Source organism: Pseudomonas sp. 34 E 7 (genome assembly GCF_900005715.1).
GTDB classification, from domain to species: domain Bacteria; phylum Pseudomonadota; class Gammaproteobacteria; order Pseudomonadales; family Pseudomonadaceae; genus Aquipseudomonas; species Aquipseudomonas orientalis_A.
This window is the reverse complement of the sequence record NZ_CVTX01000080.1, coordinates 1-13,004: the sequence shown is the minus strand read 5'-3', so window position 1 is coordinate 13,004 and position 13,004 is coordinate 1. Positions and strand designations below refer to the sequence as shown.

Sequence of the window (13,004 nt, the reverse complement as noted above, 5' to 3'; positions counted from 1 at the left end):
CGCCCGCGCCCGCCCGGACTTGATAGAACTCAACACCTGAGCCCCCAGCCGAAGCTGCACCCCCATCCCCCGCGTGGCCCATATCAGCAACAGGTTGATCAGGACTTCGCCGGTGAGCTCACCCAACAGCTCGTACATTTCGGGCGGCGGCTGCAGGCGTATCCAACTGACCATCGCCGACAAATAGATAAACAGCAGCGGCTCATCGCTGAGCACCAGAAAGCCTTGGGCGAGTGTGTCCTTGCCCAGTTTCAGCAGTTCATCGAGTTCGGCTTGGGAAAGGTACTGCAGCAGCTTTTCGCTGTTGGACTTAAGGTTCGCCAGCAGGTCGTACAGCTCGGTGATGTTGTCCCACAGGTTGTAAAAGGCCTGGCCAATCCCGCTTGCAAAGGCCGCACCCTGTTTCACGCTGCGCTTGAAGGACGGGGCTTTGGCAAAATCGGCCCATTGAGGCTCGAAGCGCTCGCGCCACTGCTTGCGCAGATCCGCTTCCAGTCCGGCAATCACCGACTGGTAGGACGCATACAGCGCCTTGACGTGATCTTTGGAAACATTGGGGTAGAAAGTGACTCGGTATCGCTGGTCGCGAGTACATTCGGGCACTTCAAGCATGCCGCTGGGGCCGATGGTGCGGTGCAGCGGCGCGCCAATGGGCGTGCCGTCCGGTGCAATGGCTTGCAGCGTGACCGGCGTGTTGCCGATAGGGACGAAGCGGGTGCTCTCGAACAGATGCACCAGGGTCAGCCCACCCTGGGCCTTGCATTGAGCGACGGTGCGACTGGGCGTGTCGGAAGAGATCGGCGCGACCAGTGCGACGTCGTCACCGACCTTGAACACCTGCTCGACTTCCAGTGCCGAGCCACTGAAAAAGCTGTCGGCCCACGCGTCGAAGGTGTTCAGGCAATTGCGCAAATCCCCAAGCACGTTTTCAACATCCGGCGCTTTGGGGTCCATGGGGGCCAGGACGAAGCTGGCCAGCGCCGGAATCAAAACACAGCCCCAATAACCGGGGCTCTAACGAAAAGAACCATCTGCAATCCCTCGCACTGAATGATCAGGCGAGGGACTTTGCAGCGGGTCACAGGTAAAAGAAGTCGGCGCTATTCGCGGGGATGGCGAAGAAGTTTCGTTTTAACCTCAGGTATGCTGCGGCATGGTTGTAGGAGTCGGATTACGGGCTGAGCGCTCCTACAGCTTCAGTTGCCCAATCGCCTTACTCAATTCCCCCGCCAACGTCGCCAGTTCATTACTGGTGGTCGCCGAATCCACGGTCTGCTGTACGGTGTTCTCGGTTACATCACGAATACTCACCACGGCGCGGTTCATCTCTTCGGCGACATGGCTCTGCTGTTCGGCGGCCACCGCAATCTGGGTGTTGCTCTCACGCATCTGCGCCACGGCGCCGGTGATTTCGGCGAGTGCGGCGCCGGCTTCCTGGGCCTGTTGTACGCAGTCATCGGCCTTGAGCGAGCTTTCCTGCATGAAGTCCACCGCGTCGCGGGTACCGGCTTGCAGCGCCGAGACCATGCGGGTGATTTCGTCGGTGGAGCTCTGCACGCGCTTGGCCAGGTTGCGCACTTCGTCGGCGACCACCGCAAAGCCACGGCCCATTTCGCCGGCGCGGGCGGCTTCGATGGCGGCGTTGAGCGCGAGCAGGTTGGTCTGTTCGGCGATGCTGTGGATCACCCCGACCACGCCGTTGATTTTCTGGCTGTCTTCGGCGAGTTTCTGGATCATCTCAGCGGTCTGCTGCACACCGGTGGACAGTCCGGCAATCGAACGTTGCACGCGTGTGACCACTTCCTGGCCGCTGCCGGCGAGGGTATCGGCGGTTTGCGAGAGGTCGCGGGTGGCCCCGGCGTGCTGGGCAATATGGTGGACGGTGGCGGTCATTTCGTTGATCGCCGTGGCGGCCTGGTCGGTCTCGCTTTGCTGGCCGAGCATGCCGTGCTGCACCTCGTTCATGCTGCTGGCCAGGCGGGCGGCGCCCTCGTCCAATTGCCTGGCGGTCCGGGCCACGGTATTGACCACCCGCTGGTAGCCCGCTTGCATGGCATTGAAGGCGCTGGCCATCTGCCCGACTTCATCCTTGCAGGCCAGGGGCACCCGGGCGGACAGGTCGCCGGTCTTTTCTACATGAAGCATTACGTCCTTGAGGGTGTTGAGCTGGCTGAGCAGGAAGCGGATCAGCAGTTGCGAGGCGCCGAGCATCGCCAGCATCAGGACCGCCACCGCCACCGCATAGTTGACGAAGCGTTCGCCGAACACCTGGCGCAGGCTTGGCGCGTAGGCGAGAACGGCGACCTGTTGTCCGTCGGCACGGCGGATGACCTCGGCGCCCACCAGCGGGTTCACGCCGAACAAGGGCAGGTGACTGAGCTCGACCCAGCCGCTGGCGCCTTGCAAGGCGGACAGGTCCTGGCCTGCCCGTTGTGGCGCCTGGTCGCGGGTGAAGGTCAGCCAGTTTTCGCCAGTGGGCAGTGTCTTGTCGGCCGGCCAGGTGTTGAGCAACTGCGCCTGGGCCCTGGCCGAAACCTGGGACGACTGACTGCGGGCCTGTTGTTCGAGCTGGACGGCATACAGCACCAGCAGCAACGTGGTGATGAAAGCGACCGCGTTGACGGCCCAGAATTTGTACTTCAGTGAGATATTGCTAAGCCAGGCACCCATGGAGGTTTTCTCTGATAGCGGAAACAGCATTGGCAAGGTGCCATTATTGTGCCGCTACTCAGGAACGGGTTTTTGACATGGGTCAATGCGCCGCATCACCGACGGTAGGCAAGCCGAAAAAAGCCCGGGCACAGGCGGTACTGTGCAGCGCCAGGTCTTCCAGGGTTTCATGGCGATGCAGGGCAACTTCGCGAAGCACTTCGCTCAGGAAGGCGGGCTCATTGCGGCCGTTCTTCGGCTTGGGGCGCAGCGTGCGTGGCAGCAGGTAGGGCGCATCACTTTCCAGCATCAGACGGCCGCGGGGAATTTCCCTGACCAATGGGTGCAGATGCGTCCCACGGCGCTCATCGCAGATCCAGCCGGTGATGCCGATGTGCAGGTCAAGGTCGAGGTAGCTGAAGAGCGCCTGTTGTTCGCCGGTGAAGCAATGCACCACGGCGGCGGGCAAGTGGTCACGGTAATCCTTGAGGATCTCCAGCAGGCGCTGGTTGGCGTCGCGCTCGTGAAGGAACACCGGCAATTTCAGTTCGACAGCCAGGGCCAGGTGTTCCTCGAGGACTTTTTCCTGTTGTGGGCGCGGCGAAAAGTCCCGGTTGAAGTCCAGTCCGCACTCGCCGACGGCACGCACACGAGGCTGGTTGAGCAAGTCGCGCAAACGCTGGGCGCTGTCGCTGCCCCAGGCGCTGGCGGAGTGGGGGTGAATGCCGGCGGTGCTGAACAGGCGTTGCCCACTGTCATCAAGGCTTGTGCACAGCGCCAGGGCCTGCTCGCTGCCTTCGACACTGGTGCCGGTGAGCACCAGTTGTTGCACGCCGGCGGCGTAGGCCCGCTCGAGAACTGCCGAGTGCCTCTCGTCGAAACTGGGGTTGGTCAGGTTGACGCCGATATCAATGAGTTGCATGGTGCTACCTCCGCCTGCGGCCGGAAAGCATATCAGAGCTGTAGATTTATAAGAAAATCGAAGAACTACAACGCGTTATAGCTGTCTTTGAACGTCGCCAGCGACATTGTGGCGGGCCCTTTGCCTCGCACCCTGTCGTCGTTGCACGCCTTGCCAGCGCATTAAGCGCTCTGTTTCTGACGCCCGACATCTGGTTTTTAAAGAAGGTGTTGGCCAGTATTCTTTCCGGAGAGCGGATGATCCGACCCGCGGCGTTACTCATGATGTGCGTGACGTTACTGCTGCCCATGGCGGCGGTCGCGCGTCTGGATGGGCCGCTGGAAGTGACCAAGCCCGGCAAGGTCCGTGACCTGGCAGAGATTCGCTCCAGTCGTACCCTGCGTGTGTTGGTCAACCAGAGCCGCAATAGCTCCGGTGAAGTGCAGGGCCAGGCCATCGGTGTCGAATACCATCGCCTGCGAGCTTTCGAGCAATACCTCAATGGCCGTGCCCGCGACGGGCAGGCAATCAACCTCAAGATCATCCCCAGGGCCAAGGACCAGTTACTTGCCGCGCTGGCCCGTGGCGAAGGCGACCTGGTAGCCCCCGGCGAACTGCTGGACGTGAAGGCCGCGCACAAGATCAGCAGCAGTGACCCGATCGCCAGCAACGTGCCGCTGTGGCTGGTTGGCGTCAAGGGTGAACGACGGTTTACCCGGTTGGAGCAATTGTCGGGCCGCACCCTGACGTTGACCACCGGCAGCGCGGCGGCGGATGCGATCAGCCAGGCCAACCAGAAACTGGCCCTGCACAAGCGCCCGCCGATCAAGGTGGAATGGGTCGACCCGAGCCTGGCGGTGGAAGACGTGCTGGAGATGGTGCAGGCCGGGATCTTTCACCTGACCATTGTTGAAAAACCGATTGCCGAGCGCTGGTCGAAAATCCTGCCCAAGTTGCGCTTTGACAAGCAGGTGGTCATCAGCGAGCCGGGCGACGAGTACTGGTTCGTGCGCCAGGATGCGTCGATGCTGCGGGCGAGCATCGATCGTTTCCTCAAGACCTACCACAGCCCATCCGACCAGGATGTGGCGTTCCAGCGTATCTATCGACGTCTCTACCAGGTGCGCAATCCGTTGGCCCGCGCCGACCGTCAACGCCTGGAGAAACTGCGCCCGGTCCTGCAAAAGCATGCGCGCGAGCAAGGCATGGACTGGTTGAACCTGGCCGCGCTGGCATTCAAGGAGTCCGCGCTTGACCCAGGGGCACGCAACAGCGGTGGCCCCACCGGTTTGATGCAGATCACGCCCTCGGCGGCGCAGCGGGTGGGCGTGAACAATATCGAGAATCTGGACAGTAATGTGCAGGCGGGCGCGCGCTACCTGGCCATGATCCGTCGCAAGTTCTTTGCCAGCCCCAAGCTCAACGAGCGTGAACGCATGGCCTTTGTGCTGGCCGCGTATAACATGGGGCCGGAGCGGGTGCAGGGCATGCGCACCGAAGCCCGGCGTCGGGGGCTCAACCCCAATCAGTGGTTCTTCCAGGTTGAGCGCATTGCCATGGAGCAGGTAGGGATGGGCGCCGTCAGCTATGTTAATAGCGTCAACAAATACTATCTGGCGTTCGACCGGGAGCGGGAGTCTCTGGAGCCCTCGACGCCGAACGTTGCGTCGCGTAAATAATCGAATTTGTCGATGGTGATAATGCAGTTTTTTGGCTTTTATCATTGTTTAAACTGATTAATATAGCGGCCAACCAACCCCTATCTGAAAAAGGATTTACCTCGTGAGCCCATTGATTACCCGTGTCCTGTCCACTCGCGCAGGTTATGGCCTGACCGTTCTGCGCATCTTCGTCGGTATCATCTTCGCTGCCCACGGCTCGCAAAAACTTTTCGGCTGGTTCGGCGGTGGTGGTCTGGCCGGCACTGCCCAATGGATGGAAAGCATCGGCCTGGCGCCGGGCACCCTGATGGCCGTGTTGTCCGGCGGCACCGAGTTCTTTGCCGGCCTGGCGCTGATCATCGGCCTGCTCGCACGTCCTGCGGCACTGGGCCTGACCTTTCTGTCGCTGGTGGCGATCTTTTCCGTGCACATTCATAACGGGCTGTTCATGGCCAACAATGGCTATGAGTTTGCCCTGGCCCTGCTTGGCGGCTCGCTGGCGGTACTGTTCGAAGGTGCCGGCAAACTCTCGGCCGACCGCGTCATCGCCAGCTGAGCGTTTGCAAAGGTATGCAAGGCCCGCCACGTGCGGGCCTTTTTCGTTGCTCGGGATTCTTGACACTGCCCCGCCAGCTTCTCTAGGATGCTGCTCATGCGCCGATTTAAACAGCTAATTGCGGGGCGCCACTGGACTCGATGCAGTCCGACAGAACCATGCACTCATCAGCAGGCACGGGTCGAAATACCGCTAAAGCGCTGGTTCGGTGTTGCCTCTCACCTGCCCGCAGACTTTTGAGGCAGAGACACGACACAATGAATGCACCACGCCCCCTGATACGCCTGGCCCCCATCACCGCGGACCTGACTCAGCGCAGCCCGAAAATCCTCCTGGGCGGCAAGCACCAGCCGACGCTGCTGCGCTACCTGGATGGCTGGCCCCGTCGCACCGGGCGGCCTTCGGCGTTCCTGATCCAGTTCGTGGAAGACGGCGACTCCCTGACGCGTTTCGCCAGTAACAGCTTTGACCTCGCTGTTATCCAGGCACCGAGTGCAGGCAATGCCGAAGAGGTGATCCGCCAACTGACCCGTATTGCCCGGCAAGGGTTGATTGCCCGTCGCTGATACCCGCCGCCCGGCGATCAGCCAAAGGTCACCGGCGACCATCGGCGTCGACGCAGGCAGCGATACCGTAGCCAGGCTATCAGGCACAGCATCAGGGGCACCATCGCGATCATCAGCAGCTTTATGGTGCGTTCGAAGCGGTTTAACGGTGCATACGCCTGCGCCTTGAGGGCATGCAGTTCCATGGGCAGGCGCAGGCGCTCCTTGTTAAGCGCTTGCAATTGGGTACTGGTGTCCACGACCTGGGTGCCCAGGCCTGTGGCCTTTGGATTCAACCGTTGCCACGCTTGTTCGGTACGCTCAAGACGACGTTCCAGTTCCGCTGCCTTTTCCCGGTAGGCCTGTGCGGCAGCTTCGCGCATGGGCGTGAGGGTGCTGAGCGAACGCGAGGTGATGTGCGGGCGAATATTGGCAAGTAATGCGGGCGCCGCCAGGTTATCCAGGGTATTGAGTACGAACTGCAGGTTGTTGTTGCCCGTTGCCTGGCTGACAGCGTCGGCGAGTACATCGGTATCGGCAACCACCACGACCTCGATCCGGGCAGCCTTTTGCAAGCCGGGCGGCTGTCCGCTCAATCCGTCAGGAAATGCCGAATAGGCCGGCCCCTCGAGACGCGCGGCGATGACATGGCGCTGGCCTGAAGTGGAGGCTTCGTCAATCAGCGCGTCGAACTGCGTCGTTGAAGCGAAGCGCTCGGCGTCCAGCAGCGCAGACTGCCGAGAGCTTTGCAGCAGCGGGGTGAACGTCTTGCGATTTTTTCGGGCGCGCAAGATCGCGCCACTGCTTGATACGCTCAGGCTGTCGAGTTTCCAGGTGCTGATATCCTGAGCATTCATTGCCTGTCGTGGCAGTTTCAACCTGGCGGGGTGCAGCACGGTGGGCATGCCCGGGCCGAGCGATGCCGACGAGGCATACAGGCTGTCGACCAGCAGCTTGTTCGTGGGCATGCGTATGCCCCAGGCGTTCAACAGGCCATCGAGCCTGGAATCTACCGATACGGCTTCAGACCCCATCTCGCTTACCGGGTCGATGAAGATCATCAGCTTGCCGCCCCCCAGGACAAACTGTTCCATGGCGTAAAGCGCTTGTTCGGCAAGCGCCCTCGGTTGCACGACCATCAAGCTACCTATCGAGGCAGGCACCTGGGAGATGTTGGAGGCCAACTCTGTCAGGTTGAAATGCCCGCGCATCTGCTCCATCAGTTGACTGGCGGACTCATTCAACGGCAACCCGGACAGCAGGCCGACACTGGGCCGTTGAGGGTGCATCAACCGATAGATCAGTTGGCTGATCTGATACTCGAGCAGCGGTTCGTCCACGGGGTTGAACGCATCGATGCGTTGCATACCCTGGCCGGCACGCGTGCCTATAAGGCCAAGGAATCCTTGTGTGTCATTCAGGCCGAACAAGCTGGCTTTGTAGGCATCTTCGGAAAAAGGGGTTGGATCAATAATGTGCAGGTTGATCATGCCGTTGGCGGCCGCTTCGAATTCCTGGAGCAAATCCGCTATGCGTTGGCCGAAGCGTTTCACGGTTCGGCTTTTTTTGGGTGCTGTGAGCGAGTTGAAGTAATACAAGTCCAGTGGGCTTTCAAGCGTCGCGAGCAACTGCTGCGTCGAGGGTGATAACGTATGAATTTTCTGTCGTGAAAAGTCCCAGCGGGAATCGGGTAGTTTGTTTAGCCAGACCAGGTTGAATGCCAGGAACAGTAATAATATGACGACTAACGTCATACCCACACGAAGAGCGGATCGCATCAGCGACTTTCCTTAGCTGTTTTTATAGTTGAGTGTAACGATGGTTGCAGAAAGGAAGGCAACGATCATGCTGACAAAATATAAGCCGTCATGCAGTGTTATTTTGCCGTTGTCCATTGAACTGAAACGCGATATCGGGTCAAGTTTCATGATGCTGTCAACTATCCAGATCGGCGCTTGATGTTCAAGCGCATCCAGGACCGAAGACAGCCCACTGATGGTCAGCAGCAAACCCAGGGTGAGGAGAAAAATAATAATCCGCTGGTGCGTGAGTGCACATATAAAGCAACCGACCGATAGGTAACTTCCCGCCAGTAGCCAACTTGCCAGAAATTGTGATGCGATCACCCCGTTGTCGGGCGTTCCCAGAAAATGCGCGGCCGCCACTATAGGAAAATTCAACAATAGGGCAATGCTGCAGACCACCCAGGCTGCGAGGAATTTTCCGATCACGCGTTCTGCCGAGGTGAGGGGCAGGGTTTTCATCATGTCGCAAAAGCCGATGTTGCGTTCATCCGACCACAGTTGCATTGATAGGCTGGGTATCAACAGCAGGTAGAGCCAGGGGTGCAGTTCAAAAAAAGCCTGCAAGTCACTGCTGTCGCGCTCCATCCAGCGATGGGTATACAGCCCCAGCGTCGCACAAAGCACCAGGAAAAACGCCACGCTCAGGTAGGTGTGGGGGGTACTGGCATAGCTGGCGAGTTGGCGTTTGAATATGAGGGGCAGCAGTTTCAAGAGGATACCTCGTGGCTCAGATGGTGAACGACATCGTTCAGGCGACCTGGCTCCAGATGCAGTGACGTGATGTTCCAGCCGCGATGGGTGATGAGTGAATTGATGGCGGGGAAGATGGCGTGCCCGGGCATGGCCAGAACCGTCACCTTGCCCGGGTTTTGACGGTCTTCCTCGATGCCGGCAACGCCGGGCAGTACGGCAAGGGCGAGTAAATCCGGGGGCGGATCCGCTGCGAGCGTCACCGCTTGGAAGTGCCGGGAGCAGCGCTGCAAGTCCGCCAGCGAAGAGTCGGCAATCAGTCGCCCGCCCGCGATTACCAGGGCGCGGGTGCAAATCTCGGACAGCGCGTCGTAATGGCGGGAGGCGATGATGATGCTCATTTCTTCGTTCAGGGACTGAACAAGCGCCCTGAATTTGAGCTGTTGCTCGGTGTTCAGTCCTTCGGTGGGCTCGTCCAGGAGGAGGACGCTGGGGGAGTGCAAAATGGCTTGTGCAATCGCGACGCTGCGCTTCACGTCAAGGCTGAGTACATCGATGGGGCAGTTGAGTACGGGGTGTAGCTCCAGTCGCATGGCGACCCGGTCGACGTGCCGGCGTTTTTCGGCACCCCTGAACCCTCGAGCGGCGGCCACAAAGTTGAGGATGCTTTTGACCGACAGCGTGTGATGGGTTATGCCCCCCTGGAGCTGGTAACCGACGGCTTGCCTGGCGAGAGTTGAATGGGTTTGGGTACTCAGGCCCTGAATGCTGACGTGCCCACGGGTGGGCCTGGCCATGCCGGAAATCAAATTCAGCAACGTTGTTTTACCGGCGCCATGCTCTCCCAGCAATCCCACGCATTCATGGCGTTGGGCACAGAACGAAAAGTCGCTTATCACGCTTTTCTTGCCCAGGTACTTTGTCAGGTTGCTGACTTCGATCATAGGTTTACCGAATCAATTGGGCGGTGCCTGAAGAATGTTTAGTTGTGGTGTCGGTGCGTTAAAAAGATTACGTTCAAATACCTGCTCTTGGGAACGCTGGGCTCACTTAATAAGTAAAGTCCTACGTTTGATTTGATAACGCGCTGAAACAATTGTGTTGTTCTGAATACTTAATAATGGTCGGATATTTGTCTGACATTTATATAAGGTTTTCTTTTTGCAATGAGGCCTGACTGCCATGATGCTTCTACGTACCCTTGTTCTTGAGCGCAGCGGCGAGGATGCTCCCGTCAACGGCGCACTGTTGTGCGGCTTTGCGGTCAAACAGACATCCTCCAACTTCCTGGTATATAGCCTTGATGAAGAAGCCGAACCCGGTCATTCCAGGGTGTATATCGCCGCCTTGCGCAAAAAACTCGAACGGTATTTTCTTGGCGGGGTTGAGTCCAAGGAGGACTTGCAAGTAGCGATGCAAGTCTTTAAGCAAATTCTGATGATGGCGGCGGCATCCGGCAATAAGGACGCTGCCGTCACCGAGTCTCAGGTTCCGTTTCACTTCATTGATCTGAAAGGCTGCAGATTGCCGCCTGCCAGGCCCGAAGATCATCACTCAGTGATCGTCAAGAAAGCCCTGGTGATGAAGGTGATTACATTGGGCATGTCCGCCCCCGCTGCGCCTGCCATCGAAAGCAGCGCGGTCATCGTGCCGTCGATCCGCTTTTCATCGCAAATGGTTGCACCGCCGCGGGGCAAGAGTGAGCCGGAGCCCGTCCCGAGGCCTGTGGATGAAGTGTGTGTTGAAGAGCCGCCGCCTCCGCCGGTCACGGTACCCGAAGTGGCGCGGGTGCCGGTCGAACCCAGCGCGCCGATTGCTCAGGCAGACCCCATCGAAATGCCGTCGCAACCCCGCTCCTCCAGGGAGAATACCTCCATTCTCGAGATAGACAGCACGCTGAGCAATCTGGCCAGGGTCGCCCAGGAACTGACACAGAAGAAACAGGCTGTCATCGAGCGCGAAGAGATGCTCGAACAGTGGCAGGCTCGATTGCAGCAACAGCAGAATCAGCAGGATGAAAGAAGCCGGGCGTTGGACCAGCAGCATTCGCGCCTGCAGGAGCAAGCACTGGAAGTGAGCCAAAAGACCGAAAAGATGGTGTTGATGATGTCGCAGCTATCGCTGATGCGACAGCGCCTGCAAGGCACGCTCGTTGAACTGGACCAGGTCCTCGACGGGCAGGGCTGAGTCACTGTCGGGCTGGATACTTTGCGCCGTTGATTTATGATCGATCCCCGCCGGCCGACGCCAGGGTATGATGCCCTGGTCTGTCGACACTATTGGACATTGCCTGGGGATGCACGCGTTTGAGTACCAAGCTGATAACCAAAGAAGGCCATGAAGCGCTGAAAAAGGAGCTGGACTACCTCTGGCGTGAAAAGCGCCCGGACACCACGCGCAAGGTGACGTGGGCAGCTTCCCTGGGAGATCGCAGCGAAAACGCGGATTACCAGTACAACAAGAAGCTGTTGCGTGAGATCGATCGGCGGGTGCGCTACCTGCGCAAACGCCTCGAAGATATGCGCGTGGTGGAATACATGCCCGAGCAGGAGGGCAAGGTGTTTTTCGGTGCGTGGGTCGATGTCGAAAACGAGCAGGGCGAGACCAAGCGTTTCCGCATTGTGGGTTATGACGAGATCTATGACCGGATGGATTACATCTCTATCGACTCCCCCATGGCACGTGCGCTGCTGCGCAAAGAGGTAGACGATGAAGCCATCGTACAAACCCCCGGCGGTGAGGTGTGCTGGTGGATTACCCGGATCGAATATGTGAAATAGCAACTGATGGCCCTTGCCGGAGCAAGGGCCATCAGTGTTTCAGCCCTCGCGCAGTACCGTCAGCGGGCTGGCGTTGAGCGCACGACGCGTGCCGAACACCCCGGCGGCACCGATCAGCGCCGCACCGATCAGCGGCAACAGCAGTAGCCAGGGGTGAGGGTGCCAGGTCAGGTCAAAGGCGTAGCGGTACAGCACCCAGGTCACCAGTTCCGTGCCCAGTGCCGCCAGCAAACCGCTGACCGCCCCCAGCAGGCCGAACTCGATGCGCCGGGCCTTGACCAGCAACCTGCGCTCGGCACCCAGCGCACGCAGCAGCGCCCCTTGGCGGATGCGCTCATCCAACGTGGCCTGCAAGCCGGAAAACAGCACGGCCATGCCGGCAGCGAGCACGAACAGCAGCACGTATTCCACCGCCAGGGTCACCTGGGCAAGGATGCTGCGCAGTTGTTCCAGCAGCGCCTCGACCTGCAGGATGGTGACGGCCGGGAAGGCGCGGGACAGGTCGACGATCTGTTGGTCATGCCCAGGCGCCAGGTAGAAGCTGGTCAGGTAGGTGGTCGGCAAATCCTTCAAGGTGCCCGGTTGGAAGATCATGAAGAAGTTGGGCTGGAAGTTGTCCCAGTTGATGGTCCGAAGGCTGGTGACCCGTGCCTCGCGATTCTCCCCGCCAATGGTGAAGACCAGATGGTCGTCGAGCTTGAGCTTCAGGCTTTCAGCCACCTTGGCTTCCACCGAGACCCCAGGCACGCCATCGCCCGGTTGCGCGGTCCACCAGGTGCCCGCCGTCAGTACATTACCCTGGGGTAAATCTGCGGCCCAGGTCAGGCTCAGGTCCCGTTGCACCGCGCGATCGCCGCTGGAGTCCTTGCTGACAATCTCCTGTACGGGCTCGCCGTTGATGCTGATCAGCCGGCCGGGTATGACGGGGTAAAGCGGTGCCGATTGCGCCTGCACGTCCAGAAGGCGCGCGCCAAACGCCTCTTTGTCGGCCGGCAGGATATTCAGCGCGAAGTAGTTGGGCGCATCCTTGGGCAACTGGTTCTGCCAGGTGTCGAGCAGCTCGCCGCGTAGCAGGGCGATCAAGCCCATGGACAGCAGGATCAAGCCAAACGCCAGGGACTGGCCGGCTGCCGCCAATGGATGGCGCAGCAATTGGCCCAGGCCCAGGCGCCAGGGCAGGGAGGCCCGTGCGAGTAAGCGGCGCAGGCTTTGCAATAACAACAGCAGCAAGCCACCGAGGATCAATGCCGCTACCACGCCGCCGCCCAGTAATGCGAAGGTCAGCACCAGATCAAGGCTCAGTCGCCACATGATCAGGCCCAGGGCAAAGAGCGCCGCGCCGTACACCATCCAGGTGCTCGAGGGGATCGGCAGCAGGTCGCGACGCAATACCCGCAACGGCGGCACCCGGCCCAGC

The 13,004-nt window shown here is 59.8% G+C and carries 11 protein-coding genes and 1 pseudogene; 5 read left to right on the top strand and 7 right to left on the bottom strand.

Annotated elements, in window-relative coordinates:
• The 3 genes and pseudogenes from BFP96_RS03895 to BFP96_RS03885 all read right to left on the bottom strand — a co-directional run.
• Positions 1–990 (bottom strand): annotated as a pseudogene (locus tag BFP96_RS03895) (type IV secretion protein Rhs); the annotation flags it as partial.
• Positions 991–1,188: 198 nt separating this feature from the next.
• Positions 1,189–2,670: a methyl-accepting chemotaxis protein gene (locus BFP96_RS03890; protein WP_065935623.1), complete on the bottom strand. Its 1,482-nt coding sequence runs from the start codon at positions 2,668–2,670 to the stop codon at positions 1,189–1,191.
• A gap of 82 nt (positions 2,671–2,752) precedes the next feature.
• Positions 2,753–3,571 carry a TatD family hydrolase gene (locus BFP96_RS03885; RefSeq protein WP_065935622.1) on the bottom strand — a complete coding sequence of 273 codons (819 nt, stop codon included), beginning with the start codon at positions 3,569–3,571 and terminating at the stop codon, positions 2,753–2,755.
• A gap of 236 nt (positions 3,572–3,807) precedes the next feature.
• Between BFP96_RS03885 and BFP96_RS03880 the strand changes: the two genes are divergently transcribed.
• The 3 genes from BFP96_RS03880 to BFP96_RS03870 all read left to right on the top strand — a co-directional run bounded on the left by BFP96_RS03880 (position 3,808) and on the right by BFP96_RS03870 (position 6,333).
• Positions 3,808–5,229, top strand: coding sequence for a transglycosylase SLT domain-containing protein (locus tag BFP96_RS03880; RefSeq protein ID WP_065935621.1), 1,422 nt, complete (start codon positions 3,808–3,810; stop codon positions 5,227–5,229).
• A 103-nt stretch (positions 5,230–5,332) separates the two neighbouring features.
• The gene (locus tag BFP96_RS03875; RefSeq protein WP_065892563.1) at positions 5,333–5,767 is read left to right on the top strand and encodes a DoxX family protein; all 435 of its coding nucleotides are present in this window, start codon (positions 5,333–5,335) and stop codon (positions 5,765–5,767) included.
• A gap of 257 nt (positions 5,768–6,024) precedes the next feature.
• Positions 6,025–6,333: a hypothetical protein gene (locus BFP96_RS03870; RefSeq protein ID WP_065892562.1), complete on the top strand. Its 309-nt coding sequence runs from the start codon at positions 6,025–6,027 to the stop codon at positions 6,331–6,333.
• Positions 6,334–6,350: 17 nt separating this feature from the next.
• On the opposite strand, the gene BFP96_RS03865 is transcribed toward BFP96_RS03870, so the two are convergent.
• Genes BFP96_RS03865 through BFP96_RS03855 form a run of 3 tightly spaced genes read right to left on the bottom strand, consistent with a single transcriptional unit; the run spans position 6,351 to position 9,751 of the window.
• On the bottom strand, positions 6,351–8,090 hold the full coding sequence (locus BFP96_RS03865; protein ID WP_065935620.1) for a Gldg family protein: 1,740 nt from the start codon (positions 8,088–8,090) through the stop codon (positions 6,351–6,353).
• 12 nt (positions 8,091–8,102) lie between these two features.
• Positions 8,103–8,828: an ABC transporter permease gene (locus BFP96_RS03860; protein ID WP_065884453.1), complete on the bottom strand. Its 726-nt coding sequence runs from the start codon at positions 8,826–8,828 to the stop codon at positions 8,103–8,105.
• Positions 8,825–9,751 (bottom strand): ABC transporter ATP-binding protein, encoded by a 927-nt coding sequence (locus tag BFP96_RS03855; RefSeq protein ID WP_065935619.1) that lies wholly within the window; start codon positions 9,749–9,751, stop codon positions 8,825–8,827. The genes BFP96_RS03860 and BFP96_RS03855 overlap by 4 nt, the downstream gene beginning before the upstream one ends.
• A 238-nt stretch (positions 9,752–9,989) precedes the next feature.
• Between BFP96_RS03855 and BFP96_RS03850 the strand changes: the two genes are divergently transcribed.
• Both BFP96_RS03850 and greB read left to right on the top strand, forming a co-directional pair.
• Positions 9,990–10,994, top strand: coding sequence for a hypothetical protein (locus BFP96_RS03850; RefSeq protein WP_065892559.1), 1,005 nt, complete (start codon positions 9,990–9,992; stop codon positions 10,992–10,994).
• Between the two features lie 119 nt (positions 10,995–11,113).
• A complete protein-coding gene (greB, locus tag BFP96_RS03845) occupies positions 11,114–11,587 on the top strand; it encodes a transcription elongation factor GreB (protein ID WP_065892558.1) in 474 nt (157 codons plus the stop codon).
• Positions 11,588–11,626: 39 nt separating this feature from the next.
• Here greB and BFP96_RS03840 read toward each other — a convergent pair.
• On the bottom strand, positions 11,627–13,004 hold a 1,378-nt coding region (locus tag BFP96_RS03840), incomplete at its 5' end, for an ABC transporter permease (protein WP_139113336.1).

Excerpts from the sequence above, each read along its gene's own strand:
- BFP96_RS03885 (WP_065935622.1), bottom strand. The coding sequence starts at position 3,571 with ATGCAACTCATTGATATCGGCGTCAACCTGACCAACCCCAGTTTCGAC.
- BFP96_RS03865 (WP_065935620.1), bottom strand. The coding sequence starts at position 8,090 with ATGCGATCCGCTCTTCGTGTGGGTATGACGTTAGTCGTCATATTATTA.
- BFP96_RS03855 (WP_065935619.1), bottom strand. The coding sequence starts at position 9,751 with ATGATCGAAGTCAGCAACCTGACAAAGTACCTGGGCAAGAAAAGCGTG.
- BFP96_RS03850 (WP_065892559.1), top strand. The coding sequence starts at position 9,990 with ATGATGCTTCTACGTACCCTTGTTCTTGAGCGCAGCGGCGAGGATGCT.
- BFP96_RS03890 (WP_065935623.1), bottom strand. The coding sequence starts at position 2,670 with ATGGGTGCCTGGCTTAGCAATATCTCACTGAAGTACAAATTCTGGGCC.
- BFP96_RS03870 (WP_065892562.1), top strand. The coding sequence starts at position 6,025 with ATGAATGCACCACGCCCCCTGATACGCCTGGCCCCCATCACCGCGGAC.
- BFP96_RS03880 (WP_065935621.1), top strand. The coding sequence starts at position 3,808 with ATGATCCGACCCGCGGCGTTACTCATGATGTGCGTGACGTTACTGCTG.